17 protein-coding genes are annotated in these 17,102 nt (G+C 65.8%); 11 read left to right on the forward strand and 6 right to left on the reverse strand.

Going from position 1 to position 17,102, the window contains the following annotated elements; genetic code table 11:
* The first annotated feature begins 104 nt into the window (after positions 1 to 104).
* The 4 genes from EV674_RS11265 (at position 105) to EV674_RS11280 (ending at position 3,536) form a co-directional block, all read left to right on the forward strand.
* Complete coding sequence (locus EV674_RS11265) at positions 105 to 1,103, forward strand: TlyA family RNA methyltransferase (protein WP_119012653.1); 999 nt, start codon at positions 105 to 107, stop codon at positions 1,101 to 1,103.
* Positions 1,100 to 1,993 carry a methylenetetrahydrofolate reductase [NAD(P)H] gene (gene metF / locus EV674_RS11270; RefSeq protein WP_119012652.1) on the forward strand — a complete coding sequence of 298 codons (894 nt, stop codon included), beginning with the start codon at positions 1,100 to 1,102 and terminating at the stop codon, positions 1,991 to 1,993. Before EV674_RS11265 ends, metF begins: the two co-directional genes overlap by 4 nt.
* Positions 1,994 to 2,140: 147 nt before the next feature.
* Positions 2,141 to 2,734, forward strand: a complete 594-nt coding sequence (locus EV674_RS11275; RefSeq protein WP_119012651.1) for an OmpW/AlkL family protein — start codon at positions 2,141 to 2,143, stop codon at positions 2,732 to 2,734.
* A gap of 136 nt (positions 2,735 to 2,870) precedes the next feature.
* Entirely contained in the window at positions 2,871 to 3,536 is a 666-nt protein-coding gene (locus EV674_RS11280; protein ID WP_241524898.1) for a septal ring lytic transglycosylase RlpA family protein, read from the forward strand.
* 32 nt (positions 3,537 to 3,568) lie between these two features.
* Here EV674_RS11280 and EV674_RS11285 read toward each other — a convergent pair whose 3' ends face one another.
* Complete coding sequence (locus EV674_RS11285; RefSeq protein ID WP_119012730.1) at positions 3,569 to 4,459, reverse strand: 23S rRNA (adenine(2030)-N(6))-methyltransferase RlmJ; 891 nt, start codon at positions 4,457 to 4,459, stop codon at positions 3,569 to 3,571.
* Positions 4,460 to 4,612: 153 nt separating this feature from the next.
* On the opposite strand from EV674_RS11285, the gene EV674_RS11290 reads away from it, so the two are divergent.
* From EV674_RS11290 to erpA, 4 genes are all read left to right on the forward strand, one after another.
* Positions 4,613 to 6,517, forward strand: coding sequence for a serine/threonine protein kinase (locus EV674_RS11290; RefSeq protein WP_119012650.1), 1,905 nt, complete (start codon positions 4,613 to 4,615; stop codon positions 6,515 to 6,517).
* 212 nt (positions 6,518 to 6,729) lie between these two features.
* Positions 6,730 to 7,158, forward strand: coding sequence for a 50S ribosomal protein L13 (rplM, locus tag EV674_RS11295; RefSeq protein ID WP_119012649.1), 429 nt, complete (start codon positions 6,730 to 6,732; stop codon positions 7,156 to 7,158).
* An 11-nt stretch (positions 7,159 to 7,169) separates the two neighbouring features.
* On the forward strand, positions 7,170 to 7,562 hold the full coding sequence (rpsI, locus tag EV674_RS11300) for a 30S ribosomal protein S9 (RefSeq protein WP_119012648.1): 393 nt from the start codon (positions 7,170 to 7,172) through the stop codon (positions 7,560 to 7,562).
* A 162-nt stretch (positions 7,563 to 7,724) separates the two neighbouring features.
* A complete protein-coding gene (gene erpA, locus EV674_RS11305) occupies positions 7,725 to 8,087 on the forward strand; it encodes an iron-sulfur cluster insertion protein ErpA (RefSeq protein ID WP_119012647.1) in 363 nt (120 codons plus the stop codon).
* A 3-nt stretch (positions 8,088 to 8,090) separates the two neighbouring features.
* Here erpA and EV674_RS11310 read toward each other — a convergent pair whose 3' ends face one another.
* Complete coding sequence (locus EV674_RS11310; RefSeq protein WP_119012646.1) at positions 8,091 to 9,203, reverse strand: anhydro-N-acetylmuramic acid kinase; 1,113 nt, start codon at positions 9,201 to 9,203, stop codon at positions 8,091 to 8,093.
* A gap of 122 nt (positions 9,204 to 9,325) precedes the next feature.
* Complete coding sequence (locus EV674_RS11315) at positions 9,326 to 10,690, reverse strand: M23 family metallopeptidase (protein ID WP_119012645.1); 1,365 nt, start codon at positions 10,688 to 10,690, stop codon at positions 9,326 to 9,328.
* Between the two features lie 188 nt (positions 10,691 to 10,878).
* On the opposite strand from EV674_RS11315, the gene tyrS reads away from it, so the two are divergent.
* Complete coding sequence (gene tyrS / locus EV674_RS11320) at positions 10,879 to 12,111, forward strand: tyrosine--tRNA ligase (RefSeq protein WP_119012644.1); 1,233 nt, start codon at positions 10,879 to 10,881, stop codon at positions 12,109 to 12,111.
* A 71-nt stretch (positions 12,112 to 12,182) separates the two neighbouring features.
* On the opposite strand, the gene EV674_RS11325 is transcribed toward tyrS, so the two are convergent.
* Positions 12,183 to 12,614 (reverse strand): bacteriohemerythrin, encoded by a 432-nt coding sequence (locus tag EV674_RS11325; RefSeq protein WP_241524897.1) that lies wholly within the window; start codon positions 12,612 to 12,614, stop codon positions 12,183 to 12,185.
* A 290-nt stretch (positions 12,615 to 12,904) separates the two neighbouring features.
* On the opposite strand from EV674_RS11325, the gene glmU reads away from it, so the two are divergent.
* Complete coding sequence (gene glmU, locus EV674_RS11330) at positions 12,905 to 14,356, forward strand: bifunctional UDP-N-acetylglucosamine diphosphorylase/glucosamine-1-phosphate N-acetyltransferase GlmU (protein WP_119012643.1); 1,452 nt, start codon at positions 12,905 to 12,907, stop codon at positions 14,354 to 14,356.
* Positions 14,357 to 14,466: 110 nt separating this feature from the next.
* Positions 14,467 to 15,444 (forward strand): sensor histidine kinase, encoded by a 978-nt coding sequence (locus tag EV674_RS11335; protein WP_241524896.1) that lies wholly within the window; start codon positions 14,467 to 14,469, stop codon positions 15,442 to 15,444.
* Between the two features lie 76 nt (positions 15,445 to 15,520).
* On the opposite strand, the gene EV674_RS11340 is transcribed toward EV674_RS11335, so the two are convergent.
* Positions 15,521 to 15,853 (reverse strand): chaperone modulator CbpM, encoded by a 333-nt coding sequence (locus EV674_RS11340; protein ID WP_119012642.1) that lies wholly within the window; start codon positions 15,851 to 15,853, stop codon positions 15,521 to 15,523.
* Positions 15,854 to 15,855: 2 nt separating this feature from the next.
* Positions 15,856 to 16,866, reverse strand: a complete 1,011-nt coding sequence (locus EV674_RS11345; RefSeq protein ID WP_119012641.1) for a DnaJ C-terminal domain-containing protein — start codon at positions 16,864 to 16,866, stop codon at positions 15,856 to 15,858.
* Positions 16,867 to 17,102 lie beyond the last annotated feature (236 nt).

A 17,102-nucleotide genomic window follows, 5' to 3' on the forward strand; every position in this document is an offset into this window, starting at 1 on the left:
TTTTCAGGGCGCGAGCGCTTTGGGTGCAGCGCTACTTAAATAATAGCTGCTTGCGCCCGCCAGTCGGGCGTTAGATGCCTTTTTGATACATAAAGGATGGGCGCATGCGCGCAGATGTTTTTTTGGTGGATTTTGGCCACGCAGCCACGCGCTCGCAGGCGCAGCGGCTGATTGCGGCCGGGGTGGAGTGGCGCCTGTCGCCGCTGGCGCCGTGGCAGAAGGTGGTCAAGAACGGGGACGAGATCCCGTCCGTGGCCGAGGTGCGGCTGCTCGACAGCGCCGAGGCCAAATACATCTCGCGCGGCGGCCTCAAGCTCGAAGGCGCGCTGGCGGCCACAGGCTTGTCGGTGGCCAGCCTGCGCTGCCTGGACGTGGGCCAGAGCACCGGCGGCTTTACCGACTGCCTGTTGCAGCAAGGTGCAGCGCAGGTGATTGGCGTGGATGTGGGCCATGCCCAGTTGCACGAGCGCCTGCGCCAGGATGCGCGCGTGGTCTGCGTCGAGGGCCTGAACGCGCGTGCGCTCACACCCGAGGCGCTGCAAGAAGCCTGCGAGCTGGCGCTGTCCGAAGCCATTGAGGAAGAAGAGGACAACGACACCCAGCCCGAGGCGCCCTACAGCTGGATGCGCAACGGCGGTCTGGTCGATGAGGAATACGACGACAGCGACGACGCCAAGGAGCAGGACATCGAGCGCTTCAAGGCCGAGCGTGCGGCCCGGGCCAAGGCGCGTGCCGCTGGCACGCTGCCGGTGCAGCGTCGCCGCCGCGCTGACCGCCAGAACGTGGACATCACGCCGCAGTTCGATGTGGTGGTGGGCGATCTGTCGTTCATCTCGCTGACGCTGGTGCTGCCCGCGCTGGTGCCGCTGCTGGCGCCGCAAGGCGCACTGTTGATGCTGGTCAAGCCGCAGTTTGAGCTGCAGCCGGGGCAGGTGGGCAAGGGCGGCATCGTGCGCGATGCGGCGCTGTACGCCGTGGTCGAGCAGCGCATCCGCGAGTGCTGCGCCGCACAAGGTTTGCAGGTGCAGGCCTGGCTGGACAGCCCCATCAGCGGCGGCGATGGCAACCGTGAATTTTTTGTTTTGGCCAGGAGAGGCGCATGACCACCAGCAGCGCAACGAGCACCACCCCCGCAACCCATGACAGCGTGGCGCCGGGCGTGCCGTACCCGATCAGCGTGGAATTTTTTCCGGCCAAGACGCCCGAGGGCGCCGACAAGCTGCGCGCCGTGCGCCAGCAGCTGTATGCGCTGGGGCCGCAGTTTTGTTCCGTGACCTATGGCGCGGGCGGCTCGACGCAAGAAGGCACTTTTGCCGCCGTGCGCGACATCCTGGCCGAGGGCCAGAGCGCGGCCTCGCACTTTTCGTGCATCGGCGCCACGCGCGATTCGGTGCGCGCCGAGCTGGCGCAGTTGCAGGCCATGGGCGTCCAGCGCCTGGTGGCGCTGCGCGGTGATTTGCCTAGCGGCTACGGCGTGGGCGGCGAGTTCCAGTACGCCAGCGATCTGGTCGCCTTCATCCGTGCCGAAACGGGCAGCAGCTTTCACATCGAGGTGGCCGCCTACCCGGAAGTCCATCCGCAGGCGCGCTCGCCCGAGGCCGACTTGCAGGCTTTTGCCACCAAGGTGCGCGCGGGTGCGGATTCGGCCATCACGCAGTATTTTTTCAACGCCGATGCCTACTTCCGCTTTGTGGATGACGCCCAGCGCCTGGGGCTACAGGTGCCCATCGTGCCGGGCATCATGCCCATTCTGGGCGCCACGCAGCTGATGCGTTTTTCGGACGCCTGCGGCGCCGAGATTCCGCGCTGGTTGCGTCTGCGCCTGCAAGGCTTTGGCGACGACACGGCCAGCATTCGCGCGTTCGGCCTGGATGTCATCACCACCTTGTGCGAACAACTGCGCCGTGGTGGTGCGCCCGCGCTGCACTTCTACACCATGAACCAGAGCGCGGCCACGCTGGAAATCTGCCGCCGCCTGGGCCTGCGCGATTGAGCCTTGGCCCGGCTGCGCCGCGTTGCAGCCGATGTTTTTGCGCCACGCTGGCGGCTTGGGATTGATGCACGTCAACCACCTTGCCGCTGCGCAGGATTCCAATCTTTTCCCAGGGAATGTTCCCTGCCCTTTTTGGATGATTTCCCCATGAAAAAACACGCTATTGCCGCCGCTGTGCTTGGCTCTGTTTTGTGCGCTTCGGCGTTTGCGCAGCAGGCTGAAGAAGGCTCCTGGATGGTGCGCGCCCGCGCTGTCCACCTCGACAGCAGCAACGGCGACTCCACCGGCCTGGGTCTGTCGATCAACGACAAATGGCTGCCCGAATTCGATGTCACGTATTTCTACAACAAGAACCTGGCTGTCGAGCTGATCCTGACCGTGCCGCAAAAGCAGACGCTGTCGTCCAACGGTGCAGCCATCGGTTCGTTCAAGCACCTGCCACCCACCCTGACGCTGCAATACCACTTTGACGCGCAGGGCTTCAAGCCCTACGTGGGCGCCGGTATCAACTACACGCGCCTGAGCGCAGTCCACCTGCCCGCTGGCGTGACGGTGGACCGCAACAGCTTCGGCCCTGCGCTGCAAGTGGGTGTGGACATTCCCGTGGCCAAAAACCTGTACCTGAACTTTGATGTGAAGAAGGTCTATATCCGTACCGATGTGTCGGCTGCGGGCGCCAAGATCGGCCGCTTCAAGGTCGATCCCATGCTGGTGGGCGTGGGTCTGGGCTGGCGCTTCTGAGGTTGACGGCCCCTGCTGCGTCGCGCCTCCGGGCCTGGCGCAGCCCCTGGCGCTTTGGTGCCCAAGCTCCCGCCATGTGCGGGATTTTTTTTGCCTGCGGGCCTGGCAGGCAGGTCGCCGCAGGCTGTGCGCTACCATGGCCGCCCCTGTTTTTTTGGCAAAGGTGCTGAACATGACGCTCTCGATAGTGGCGGGCCGCTGGCGGCTGGGCGTGCGTGGTGCGGTGTTGGCAGCCGCATTGGCGCTGACCACGGCGCTGGCCATGGCCGATGGCGCTCCGTCTGGCGCACCGCCCGATGTGGCCGCCACTGCCGATGCCACCGATGCTGATGGCGCCCAGACGCCCTCGGCAGAATCTCCCCAGCTGGGGCTGCGTCCACCGCTGGCAGGGGCGCTGGCCGTAGGGGCTGGTGTCGATACCGATGCCGATGCTGAGAGCGCGGACACCCCGGCCTACCAACCCTTGGTGTCGAAAATCACGCCGCCGCGCCAGGAGTACGGCCTGGCCTCGTGGTACGGCGCGCAATTGCACCGCAAACGTACCGCCAGCGGCGAGCGCTTTGACATGCACGCCCTGACCGCCGCGCACCGCACATTGCCTTTTGGCTCGCTGGTGTGCGTGCGCAGCCTGACCACGGGGCGTGAGGTGGTGGTGCGCATCAATGACCGTGGCCCGCATACCCCTGGCCGGGTCATCGACCTGAGCCGTGCTGCCGCAGATGCGCTGGGCATGCTGGACTTGGGCACCAAGCAGGTGGCGCTGTTCGACAGCACCGACGAGGGTGAATGCCCCGACTCCTGAGGCCCTGCGCCGCAGCGCCGGGCCTGCACGCTTTAACTGCCCGATTCGAGCGTGTGTGTGGCGTGCTTGTCTTGTGCCAGCAGGGTTGCCATCTGGGGTAGCGCGTCTTTCAGTGCCGCCTTCAGGGTGTGTGGCGGGTTGATGAGGAACATGCCGCTGGCGGGCAGACCGGGGCGCTTGGTCTGGCCTTCCAGGGTTTCGGTGATCTTGCTGGATTTGACGGTGAGCGTGGCGTGCAGCCAGCTTTTGCCTGCTTTTTGCGCCATGGTTTTCAGCCGGCGCGGTAGGTCATGCGCCTCGGGGCGTGGAATGATCGGGTACCAGACGGCATACGTGCCGGTGGCAAAGCGCTTGAGGCTGTCTTGCACCATGTCCAGCACCTTGCCGTAATCGCTCTTGATTTCATAGCTGGGATCGCACAGCACAAGCGCCCTGCGCGCCGGTGGAGGCAAAAACTTCTTGATGCCTTCAAAACCGTCTTCGTGCAGCACGGCCACCTGGCGGCCCGCTTCCAGCTGGGCCACGTTGCCCGCCAGCGAGCGCATGTCCGAGGGGTGCAGCTCAAACAGTTTGAGCTTGTCGTGGGCGCGCAGCAGGTGCTGGATGATGAAAGGCGAACCAGGGTACACCTTGGTGCTATGGCCTGTGTTGAAGCTGCGCACCAGCTCCAGATAGGCTTGCAAGGCCGGGGTCAACGGTGTGCTTGCGCTGGCAGCGGCCAGGCGCAGAATGCCGTCGGCGGCTTCGGCGCTGGTTTTGGCGTAGTCGCCATCGAGCCGGTACAGACCCGCTCCCGCGTGGGTGTCCAGCACGGTGAGTGCGGCATCTTTCTCTGTAAGGTATTGCAGGGCGGCAATCAATACCGTGTGCTTGAGCACATCGGCATGGTTGCCCGCATGGAAGGCGTGGCGGTAACTGAACATGGCGCTATGGTAACTACTGCTGGCGCTGGCCGTGGGCGGCGTATGTGTGGGGCATTTTTCGTGCGCTGAAGTGACGTGGGTCACGGTTTTGGCGTGTGCATGGTGGATGATGGCGCCTTTCTTCTTGTTACCACCCGTCACGTATTTGCCACCATGACTGATAGTTCCCGTTCCGCTCCCGTGTCTGCGGCGCGCCATGTGGACGCCTTGCCCGCAGGCACGCACCTGGCTGAGTTTGAGATTGTTGCGTTGCTGGGCGTGGGTGGTTTTGGCATGGTGTACCAGGCTTTTGACCACTCCCTGCACCGGGCGGTGGCCATCAAGGAATACATGCCCTCGGCCCTGGCGGGGCGTGCCGATGGATTGGCGCTGTCGGTGCGAACGCCAGCCGATGCGCCAGCGTTTGAGGCCGGTCTGAAGTCCTTTGTGGGTGAGGCGCGCTTGCTGGCCCAGTTTGACCACCCCTCCCTGGTCAAGGTGTTTCGCTTCTGGGAGGCCAATCACACGGCCTACATGGTCATGCCCTTGTACAGCGGCATGACCTTCAAACAGGCGCGCAGCCAAATGCGTGCGCCCCCGTCAGAGGCCTGGTTGCGCAAGGTGCTGTGGTCGGTGCTGGGTGCCCTGCGCACCTTGCACGATGGCCACACGCTGCACCGCGACATCTCGCCTGACAACATTTTCTTGCAGGACGTGGGGCCGCCGGTGCTGCTGGATCTGGGCGCTGCACGCCATGCCATCAACGACCGTGACCGCAAGCACACTGCCGTGCTCAAGGTCAATTACGCGCCCATTGAACAATACGCCAGCGGCGATGCCGAGCTGCCGCAAGGCCCCTGGAGCGATCTGTACTCGCTGGCGGCCGTGGTCTATGGCTGCCTGTGCAACGATGCGCCGCTGCCTTCCACGCTGCGCTCCATCCGCGACCGCATGGTGCCCTTGGCGCGCGTGGCAAAAACCGTCGAAGACCAGTTTGGCCAGGAGTATTCAGGGGCCTTTGTGGCCGCCATTGCGCAGGCGCTGGCGCTGCGCCCCGAAGAGCGTCCCCAGAGCATCGACGCCTTTTTGCAGGCCATGGCCATGACGGTGCCGCCCGCCGCGCTGGAACACTTTGATTTTCGTGCCGAGCTGGGTGACATCTGGGTGGAGCCCACCGACCAGCCTGGCCCCGGATTGGCCGTGACCACGGTGGACCTGGCCTCTGCCGCCTTGCCGCCGCATGCTGCGGCGCGGGCCGCCGCGCCGGTGCCGGATGCGGGTGGGATGCCGCCACGCTCCAGCGCCGTCGGTGGCCGACCGGCCGATGCGGGGGATACCGTGTTGGTCGATGCAGGCGACACCGTATTGCTGGACGATGGACGCCACCACGTACCAGTGTCGCCCCCTGAAGACCCTGCCGCTGTTCTGGAGAGTGCCAGGCCGGTGCGTGGTCTGGAGCACCACCGCGCTGCATCTGCCGGGGGGCAGGCCCGTGTGGCCAAGAGTTCGGGGCGCACGCTGGCCGTGGGGCTGTTGGTGGGGGGCACGTTGGCGGTGCTGGCCGCTGTCTGGGCACTGTCGGGTGGTCGCACCGGCGCGCCTGCCGCCGTGGCGCCGGTTGAGGACATACTGACCGAAATGGCCGATCCCGCTGCCAGTGGCGCCTTGGCGCCCGCTTCTGCTGCCCCCGACGGCGATGCCTTGGCCGAAGCCACCGAGCCTGCGGCCTCCATGGCGTTGGCAGCATCCGACGCTGCGCCAGCCACCCCCGCCTTTGTACCCAAGACCGATCCGCGCGCCGTCTCCAACGCCTTGCCGCGCGCCTCTGCACCGCGCCGCGCACCGGTCGTACCCCCTGCGCCGGTGCCTGCGCCCGCCCCGCAGGCGCCTGCACCGACCCCGGCGCCTGCACCCGAGCGTCCGCGCCCCCAGCCTGCCCGCTTGTGCGAAGACAGCAGCGCCCTGACCCGCAGCATGTGCCTGCGCAGCGAATGCCGCCAGCCTGTCCATGCCAACTTGCCGGTGTGTGTGGAATTCCGCAAGCAGATGGAGCCATTGGAAGTGCACCCGCAAAACTAAAGGCGCGTTCTGAAAAACACCCGCCAAAATAGGCGGCGTTATATAATCGCGGGCTTCGCAGCGCTTGCGCGACTCCGCGGCGAAGGCAGGCAGCAATGCCTGCAAGTACCACCTAAGAGATTTCCACCCTAGAGAAACACCGACCGTGGAAAAGAGTCCCCAGGACGCCAGCCCCTGTTCCAGGCTGGTCAAACCCTCGAAAGAGAAAACTCATGAAAACTTTCAGCGCCAAACCCGCTGAGGTCGTGCACGAGTGGTTTGTGATTGACGCCACCGATAAGGTGCTCGGCCGGGTAGCCAGCGAAGTTGCCCTCCGTCTGCGCGGCAAACACAAAGCCATTTATACGCCTCACGTCGATACCGGTGACTTCATCGTCATCATCAACGCCGCCAAGCTCAAGGTCACCGGTACCAAGAACCTGGACAAGGTGTACTACCGCCACTCCGGCTATCCCGGCGGCATCACAGCCACCAACTTCCGCGATCTGCAAGCCAAGTTTCCTGGCCGCGCACTCGAAAAGGCTGTCAAGGGCATGCTGCCCAAGGGCCCGCTCGGTTACGCCATGATCAAGAAACTCAAGGTGTACGGTGGTGCTGAGCATCCCCACACCGCCCAACAGCCCAAAGTGCTGGAACTGTAAGGAGCCTTGAGATGATTGGTGAATGGAACAATGGCACCGGCCGTCGCAAGTCCAGCGTCGCCCGCGTGTTTCTGAAAAAAGGCTCTGGCAAGATCACGATCAACGGCAAGGACATCCAGTCCTACTTTGGCCGTGAAACTTCGATCATGATCGCCAAGCAACCTCTGGCACTGACCAACCATGTCGAAACTTTCGACGTGATGATCAACGTGCACGGTGGTGGTGAATCCGGCCAGGCTGGCGCTGCCCGCCACGGTATCACCCGCGCTCTGATTGACTACGATGCAACGCTCAAGCCCGTGCTGAGCCAAGCCGGCTTCGTGACGCGCGATGCGCGTGAAGTCGAACGTAAGAAGGTCGGTCTGCGTTCTGCACGCCGCGCCAAGCAGTTCTCCAAGCGTTAATCCGCTTTTTGCCTGCCACCAAGCCGCCCCGGGTTCACGCCTGGTGCGGCTTTGTTGTTGGTGGCAATGCCCCTACCGGGGTTGTCGGCAAAAGCCGCTGGCCTGAATGGCCGACCATTTTTCAGTAGTATTTGGCCCAACCCTAGAAATCCCGGAGTCTCCATGAGCGCTGTTGCCGAAAACATCCAGACCGAAATGCCCGCCCCCATCCTGTTTACCGACAGCGCGGCGGCCAAGGTGGCTGACCTGATTGCCGAAGAAGGCAACCCTGACCTCAAGCTGCGCGTGTTTGTGCAAGGCGGCGGCTGCTCGGGCTTTCAGTATGGCTTCACCTTCGATGAGATCACCAACGAAGACGACACCACCATGACCAAAAACGGTGTCTCGCTGCTGATCGATGCCATGAGCTACCAGTACCTGGTGGGCGCCGAGATCGATTACAAAGAAGACCTGCAAGGCGCGCAGTTTGTCATCAAGAACCCCAACGCCACCACCACCTGCGGCTGCGGTTCGAGCTTTTCCTGATCCTCAGGCGGGGTAGATAGCCCCCAGCACACGGGCGCCACGGGCGCCCGTAACGCTTTGCAGATTGCCTGGCGCGCCCAGCAAAGTCTGGCGCGCCAGCCAGGCGAAAGCGGCGGCTTCGACCTGCTGCGCTGGCAGGCCATGGGCATCGGTGGGTGCTACGGCCACGCCCGGCAGCAGGGCCTGCAAGCGCTGCATCAGGTGCCGGTTGAAGGCGCCACCCCCACATATGGCCAGTGTTTTGCTATTGTTTCCGTAGCTGCTCACGCTGGATGCGCAAGCGTTTGCGGTCAATTCGGTCAATGTGGCTTGCACGTCTTGCGGCGCGGCGTGGCCCATGTCTGCCAATTGCGCTGTCAGCCAAGCGGGGTTGAACAGGTCGCGGCCCGTGCTTTTGGGCGGTGGCTGGTGCAAAAAGGGCTCGGCTTGCAGCCGCGCCAGCAGTTCGGGCAGCACCTGGCCGCTGGCGGCCCAGGCGCCATCGCGGTCGAAGGGCTGGCCGGTGTGCTGCTGGCACCAGTAATCCATCAGTGCGTTGCCGGGGCCGCAGTCAAAGCCCAGTACGCTGCCGTCTGCCCCCAGCACGCTGAGGTTGGCAATGCCGCCAATGTTCAGCACCAGCGCGCTCTGGCCCGGTTGCCAGAACACCTGTTGGTGGAACGCGGGCACCAGCGGCGCGCCTTGCCCGCCTGCGGCCACGTCGCGGCTGCGAAAGTCGGCCACCACGGTGATGCCTGTCAGTTCGGCCAGCAGGGCGGGGTTGTTCAGTTGCAGGGTGTAGCCGGTGCCGTCGAAGGCCTGTGGGCGGTGGCGCACGGTCTGCCCGTGGGCGCCCAGCGCGCGGATGGCCTGGGCCGGGGTGCCGCTGTCGGCCAGCAGCGCCTGCACGGCCTGGGCGTAGGTGCGTGCCAATGCGTTGGCCGCCAGTGCGCTGCGGTGCAGTTCATCAGGGCCTGGGGTGTTTAGGGCCCACAATTGTGCTCTTAATTCAGGAGCTAGTGGCGCAGACTGGTGGTGCGTTACAAGGCATTTTGACCCTGAAAAATCAACCAGCACTGCATCCACCCCGTCCAGTGAGGTGCCCGACATCAGGCCGATATACAGGTCAGAGGGCATGGGGCGGGCGCAGTGGTGGGGGGTGTAGGGCGGGGCAGCAGGTGGGTACACAGTAAGCTGCCGGGGCGCGCAGGCGGGCGTGGGCAGCGGGCGCGCTGGGCGGCGCCCGCCTGCGGTTGCGCTTACTGGGCGCTGGCCTGCTCAATCAGCTCAGCCGATGCCAGCTGTGTGCGCATGACGGCAGCCAGGCGGTTGAATGCCGGGCGCGCAGCGGCAGACACCGGTGCAGCCGCTTCGCTTTGCTTGGCGATGAGCATGGGGTCTTGGTGCTGCCCGTTGACGCGGAACTCGAAGTGCAGGTGCGGGCCGGTGGCCCAGCCGGTGGCGCCCACGGCACCGATGGTCTGGCCTTGCTCTACGGCCTGGTTGGGGCGCACGTCGATGCGGCTCAGGTGGGCATAGACGGTGACATGCTGGTTGCGGTGCTTGACGAACACCACATTGCCAAAGCCGTTTTGCGTGCCCGCAAACTCGACCACGCCATCACCGATGGTGCGCACGGCCGTGCCCGTGGGCGCGGCAAAGTCGGTGCCCAGGTGGGCGCGCCAGGTTTTGTGGATGGGGTGAAAGCGCATGGCAAAGCCGCTGGACACCCGCGAGAACTCCAGGGGCGAGGTGAGGTAGGCGCGGCGCAGGCTTTGGCCCGCCAGCGTGTAGTAGGCGCCTTTGGTCGTGCCGGGCTCCTGGAACCACACGGCCTGGTGCGATTTGCCCTGGTTGTGGAACTCGGCGCTCAGTACGCGGCCACTGCGCAGGGGCTCGCCATCGGCTTCCAGGGTTTCATAGACCAGCGAGAAGCGGTCGCCTTTGCGCAGCGCACGGCGAAAGTCGATATCACCCGAGAACAACTCTGCCAGCTGCACGGCCACGCCGTCAGGGATGTTGGACGCATCGGTGGCGGCGAACAGTGAGCTGTGGATGACGCCCCCGGCCAGGCGGCTGGAGACGGTCAGGGGCGCCGTCTCGATGCGCGAGGTGAACTCGCCGCTGTTTGACTTTTCGACCACCAGGCGCTTGAAGTCACCGCTGTCGTCGTGTGCCCAGCGCGCTGTCAGGCGCAGCAGGCGGTGGTCGTCGGTGGTTTCGGCCTTGATCAGGCGGCCCGTGCGACCGAGCAGGTTTTGCTGGGCGTGGGTGTCGCGGCGCAGAAAGGCAGCGGCGGCGGGGTCGGCCACGCCCATGCGGCGCAGCAGAGATTCAGCGGTGTCGCTGCTGCGCACGTTGTCAGAGCGGTACAGCGAGAAGCCAGGCCGGTCGGTCAGCTCAGCCAAGGTGGCGTCGCTGGCCAGGGATTCGACCGGTTGCTCGACCAGGCGCACAGGCAGCTCGGACGGGTCGGGGCCGAACGAGGCCACGGCAAAGGCACCGCCGCCGCCCGTGAGCAGCAAAAGTGCCAGTGCAGCGGTAACGCGCTTGGGGTGTTTCTGGATGCCGTGGGAGAGCCGCGAAAGCAAAGCCGCGCTAGCGGTGGTCAAGCCGTTGTTCAAGATGTCTTCCCAGGGTGAGCGTGTGTCCGGGGCAGAGTCCCGGCGCAGGGGCCGGGTGCGGCGGAGCGCACAGACTGTCGGGCTACAGTGTTTCGAGTCGTTCGAAAAAGCGGGCTACTAGAATCCGCCACTGCAAAGTGGGGCGAAGTATAGCGAAGCTTGCCACCAGGACATCCAAGGAAACCCTTATGAATCAATCTGTTGTTACATCTTTTCAGGTATCCGATGGTGTAGGACGAGCGCTTGAAATCTCGCTGCGCGGGGTCGATGAGCTGCTGCCAAAAGACGAGTGGGCCAAGAAACTGGCGCGCGCTGAAGCCACCGGCCAGCCGCTGCGCATCAAGCTGGGGCTGGACCCGACGGCGCCCGACATCCACATCGGCCACACCGTGGTGCTGAACAAAATGCGCCAGTTGCAAGACCTGGGCCACCAGGTGATTTTTCTGATTGGCGACTTCACCAGCCTGATTGGCGACCCATCCGGGCGCAACAACACGCGCCCGCCGCTGACGCCCGAGCAAATCCAGCACAACGCCGAAACCTACTACCAGCAGGCCAGCCTGGTGCTCGACCCCGAGCGCACCGAGATCCGCTACAACAGCGAGTGGTGCAACGCACTGGGCGCGGCGGGCATGATCCAGCTGGCCTCGCGCTACACCGTGGCGCGCATGATGGAGCGCAACGATTTCCACGACCGCTTCAAAGCGGGCAGTCCGATTGCGGTGCATGAGTTTTTGTACCCGCTGATGCAGGGCTACGACTCGGTGGCCCTGAAGTCTGACCTGGAGCTGGGCGGTACCGACCAGAAGTTCAACCTGCTGATGGGGCGCCATTTGCAGCAGGAATACGGCCAGGAGCCGCAGTGCGTGCTCACCATGCCACTGCTGGTGGGGCTGGATGGCGTCGAGAAGATGTCCAAGTCCAAGAACAACTACATCGGCATCACCGAAGACGCCAACACCATGTTTGCCAAGGTGCTGTCCATCTCGGACACGCTGATGTGGGACTGGTACACGCTGCTGTCGTTCAAGAGCCTGGCCGAGATTGCCGCGCTCAAGGCCGAGGTGGCAGGCGGGCGCAATCCCAAAGATGCCAAGGTGGCGCTGGCCAAAGAGATCACGGCGCGTTTTCACAACGTGTCGGCGGCGGATTCGGCGGAGCAGGACTTCATCAACCGCAGCAAGGGCGGTGTGCCCGATGACATCCCTGAGGTGGCGTTGTCTGGCGCGCCGCTGGGCATCGGTGCCTTGCTCAAGCAGGCGGGCCTGGCGCCTTCGGGCAGCGAGGCCAACCGCCTGATCGACGGTGGCGGCGTGCGCGTCGATGGCAGCGTGGTCAGCGACAAGGGCCTGAAGCTGGCCGCAGGCACCTACGTGGTGCAGGTGGGCAAGCGCAAGTTTGCCAAGGTGACGCTGGCCTGAGCTGCCGACCGTGCCTGGCCCTGGCCCCACGCGCCGGGCGCTGTGCTGTAAAGCTGCGGCACCGGCGCCACTCAGGCGGCCAGGGGCTGCGCTGCGCTGCGCGCTTGCAGCGCGTTCTGGGCGCGCAGAAACGGCAGGTACGAGCGGTCTACCTCGCAGATGTGGTGTACCAGCCATTCTTTGAGAAAGTCCAGCGCCTCAAAGGTCACTTCCTCGCCGTCCTCAAAGCGCATCAGCAAGTCCATGGCCTTGCCGGTAAAACTGTCGTGCTGGGCTTTGTGCGCGGGCGTGTCGGGGTAGTCGTGCTGCTGGAACATCACCTCTTCGACGATGAAGTGGTTGTGCGTGTAGTCCACCAGCCCCTCCAGCACATCGCCGATGGCCTCGCGCCGGGGCAGGTCGTGGGACAGCTCGTCGTGCAGCTGGTTGGTCAGGTCCACCAGCCGCTGGTGTTGCTGGTCGATCTCGTCGATTCCCAGCTCCAGCGCGCTGGTCCATGGCATGAATGTCATCGCAAAACCCCCTTTGGTGTGCTTCTGCAAAAGTCGTGCCAAAAGCCGTTTCACACGCCCGCCGATTTTGCAAACCATGGTTGTAGAAGGGCTTTTCACGCACAGGTTTGCGCCGCGTCAAGGGTTGGCACTGGCTGGGCGCTGCGTGAGGGTTTGTCCGGAGCGGCTGCGCGCCCGGCTGCCGCCTCGGGCCAGTGGCGTGCCGCACCGATAATCGCGCCCACCACCGGCGCCAGGGCACCGCCCCCGCGCGCCACCCCACTTTCACCGACGAGAACCCCATGGCACCCCTGGATATCCTCATCATGGCCGCAGGCAAAGGCACGCGCATGCAAAGCCGCCGCCCCAAAGTGCTGCACCGCCTGGCCGGGCGCCCCCTGTTGCAGCATGTGCTCGATACCGGCGCGCAGCTGCAGCCGCGCAGTGCGGTGGTCATCACCGGCCACGGTGCTATCGAAGTAGAAGCTGCTTGCGCCCAGCCCACGGGCGCTGGAGCCACTTTTGACCCTCAATTCGACCTGAAATTCGTGCGCCAGGAGCCCCAGCTGGGCACTGGCCACGCCGTGCAGCAGGCCGTGCCCGTGCTGGCGGGCGATGGCACCGTGCTGGTGCTCTCGGGCGATGTGCCACTGACCCAGCCGGACACCCTGCGCGCGCTGGTGGCCGCGTCCGAGGGCGTGGCCGGCGGCGCGCTGGCGCTGCTCACCGTCACGCTGCCCGACCCCACCGGCTATGGCCGCATCGTGCGCGATGCCAGCGGCGCCGTGCAGGGCATCGTCGAGCACAAAGATGCCACCGACGCCCAGCGCGCCATCACCGAGGTCTACAGCGGCATCATGGCCGTGCCCGCGCAGCACCTGACGGGCTGGCTGGCGCGCCTGACCAACGACAACGCCCAGCGCGAGTACTACCTGACCGACATCGTCGCCATGGCCGTGCAGGGCGGCGTGCCGGTAGTCGGCCACTGCATTGCCGACGCCTTGCAGGTCGAAGGCATCAACAGCCCGCTGCAACTGGCCGCCGTGGAGCGCGCCCACCAACTGCGCCAGGCCCGCGCGCTGATGGAGCAGGGCGTGCGCCTGGCAGACCCGGCCCGTTTTGACCTGCGCGATGACGTGCGCAGCGGCGCGCGTGGCCAGCTCGTGTGCGGCCAGGATGTGGAAATCGACGTGGGCTGCATCTTCACCGGCCCGGTGGTGCTGGGCGAGGGCGTGCAAATTGGCGCGCACTGCTGCATTGCCAACGCGCGCATTGCGGCGGGCACCGTCATCCATCCCTACACCCACATCGACGGCGAAACCCTGGGCGCCAGCGTGGGCGAGGGCGCGCTCATCGGCCCCTTTGCTCGCCTGCGCCCCGGCGCTGCGCTGGGCCGCGACGTGCATATCGGCAACTTTGTCGAGATCAAGAACAGCACCCTGGCCGATGGCGCCAAGGCCAACCACCTGGCCTATTTGGGCGACGCCACCGTGGGCGAGCGCGTCAACTACGGCGCGGGCAGCATCACCGCCAACTACGACGGCGCCAACAAGCACCGCACCGTGATCGAAGCCGACGTACACGTGGGCAGCAACTGCGTACTGGTGGCACCCTTGACCATTGGCGCCGGGGCCACCGTGGGCGGCGGCTCCACCATCACCAAAGACGTGTCCCCCGGCGCCCTGGGCGTGGCGCGCGGCAAGCAAGCCAGCATTGCCAACTGGCAGCGCCCGACCAAGGCGGGCCGCAGTTGAGCGGCTGGGCGTTGCGTGTGCTGGCCCAGACTGGTGCGGCACAGCACGGCACCGCCTGCCAACGTGCCGCCTGTGATGCCTGATCTGCCCCAAACCCGAGGTGAACCGATATGACCCCCACGCCTTCGCCTGCTGCTGGCTGCCACGCCACACCGGGCGCCGCCCCCGCCAGCGTGGCTGGCCCGGTGCAGGAACCCACTGAAGACCCGGCGCAGGAATTGGCCCAGCTGCGCGCCCAGCTGGCCGAGCGTGACCAGCGCCTGGCCGACATGGCCGCCGCGCACGAAGAGTTTTTGCGCGCCGTCTCGCACGACCTGCGCGCGCCGCTGCGCCACATCACCTCCTACGGCCCGCTGGTCACCGAAGTGCTGCAAGAGGCCGACGGCGCCCTGCCCACGGGCCAAGCGCTGCAAGAGGCGCTGGAGTTTCTGGCCACCATGGAGCAATCGGCCCGGCGCATGGGCCGTATGCTGGACGCGCTGCTGGCGCTGTCGCGCGTGGCCCGCGCGCCGCTGCACCCGCAGCAGCTGTCGCGCGCCGAGGTGGCCGACCTGATCGCCCAGGTGCAGGACACGTTGGCCCCCCGCGCTGCCGGGCGGGCCGTGCAGTGGCAGCTCACGCTGGCCGAGCGCCCCGTATACGCCGACGCCGCCCTGCTGCGCCAACTGCTCACCGAGCTGCTGGACAACGCGCTCAAGTTCACGCGCGGACGCGAACCGGCGCACATCGCCATCACGCTGGCCGTGGAACCCCCGGGCGCCAGCGATGCCACCGGCGCAGGCGATGCACGCACGCAGGACGATCTGGCCAGCGCAGGCAGCCCAGGCGCGCCAGACAGCCAAGGCAGTGCGGGCGGTCAGGTCACGCTGCACGTGCAGGACAACGGTGCCGGTTTTGCCCCGGCGCAATCGGCGGGCCTGTTTGGCGTGTTCCAGCGCCTGCACCGCGAGAGCGAGTTTGACGGCGTAGGCGCTGGTCTGGCTGTGGTGCGCGCCATTGCCCAGCGCCACGGCGGCCAGGCCAGTGCCACGGCCACACCCGGGCAGGGCTGCACCGTGTGCGTCACCTGGCCTGCAAAATGCTATTAATTTAATAGCTGCTTGCGCCCTATCGGTGGGCCTCAGGGCCTGTTTTGGTCTGATAAATAAACCAGTGCAGCGGTGGTCAGTGGGCCTGCGCCGAGGGGGGCTCCAGCTGCGCCAGGCGCTGGCGCAGTGCTGCCACCTCTTCCATCAAATCGGCAGCGAGTGCGGCCAGGTGCGGGTCGGCATCGAAAGTGGTTTCCAGGTGTGCAATGCGCCGCGCCCGCACCAGTGTGCTGCTGGTGAAGTAATACACGCCAGCGCGGGGGCCTTGGGCTTCGATCACGCCCGCTTGCAGGCGCGCGCTCACCCAGGCGGGGTCGCGGCGGCAGGCCTGGGCCAGTTCTTCGAGGGTGAGGGCGTGCTCGTCCAGCAGTTCGCCCAGTTGCACGGGCAGGTGAAAAGCGTGGGGCATGTTCAGGCTCCTGGCGCGGGCTGGCGCGGGTTGAAGTGCGGGAAGGCTTTGGCCAGGGCGGCGTAAGCGGCGCGCGCGCTGTCGCTGTGGGCGGGGGGCTGCACCACGTCCAGCTCCAGAAACAGGTCGCCCGGCGGTGTGGACGGAATGCCCCGCCCCTTCAGGCGCAGCTTGCGCCCGGGCAGCGAGTGCGCAGGCACCGTGACCTCGACCTCGCCGGTGGGCGTTGGCACCAGCACGCTGGCGCCCAGCGCTGCCTCCCAGGGTGACAGCAGCAGGCGCTGGTACACATCGCGCCCCTCGGCGCGCCAAGGCCCGCCGGGCGTGAAATGCACCTCCAGAAACAGGTTGCCCGCCGGTGCGCCCCCGGTGCCCGGGCTGCCCTGGCCGACCAGCCGGATCAACTGCCCCTCGCGCACGCCCTTGGGAATTTTCACCTGCAAGCTGCGTGTTTCCTGCACCACATGGCCCGAGGCGTCCAGGTGCGCGCTGCGCAGGTCGATGGTGCGTTCGCTGCCGTAGTAGGCATCACGCAGGTCAAGGGCGATTTTGGCGTGGTGGTCGGTGCCGCGTTGGGCGCCGGGGTGGCCTGCACCAGCAGACGCGCCCCCAGCGCGCTGGCCGGGGTGCGGGCTGCGCGCGGCCCGGGCGGCGCGGCCAAAGAGCTGATCGAAAAAGGCGCTGTAGTCGCTGCCCTCTTCGGCAAAGCCTGCCCCCGTGTCGGAGAACTCAAAGCCCGTGTCCCAGCCCGGTGGTGGCCGGAAATCGCCACCGCCCCCGCGCGTGGCCTGCGCTGCGGCCTGTGCGGCCAGGTTGTCGTAGGCGGCGCGCTTTTCGGGGTCGCTGAGCACGGCGTTGGCTTCGTTGACCTCGCTCATGTGCTGGGCCGCGTTGGCCTCCTTGCTCACATCCGGGTGGTATTTGCGGGCGAGTTTGCGGTAAGCCTTCTTGATGTCGTCGGCGCTGGCGCTGCGGGCGACGCCGAGAATCTGGTAGTAGTCCTTGAACTCCATGCCGGTGCCTCCTGACGGTGGGTTCCTGCACTCTACGCGAATTGGCGTTCGGGGCAAGGGTGTCGCCGCCCAAGTGCTGCAACGCTATTACTTTGATAGCTTATGGCGCTTGCGCAGAAAGCGCTGGAGGCATTTTTGTTTCTAGGGCGTGTCATCAATCAATGCCCCTACAGTTGAAAGTCGCAGCCCAAGCGCCAAGTGAATGCGATGAGTAAAAGATATGCCCTTCTTGATGC

The sequence above is a fragment of the Simplicispira metamorpha genome, assembly GCF_004341365.1.
Classification (GTDB): Bacteria; Pseudomonadota; Gammaproteobacteria; order Burkholderiales; family Burkholderiaceae_C; genus Simplicispira; species Simplicispira metamorpha.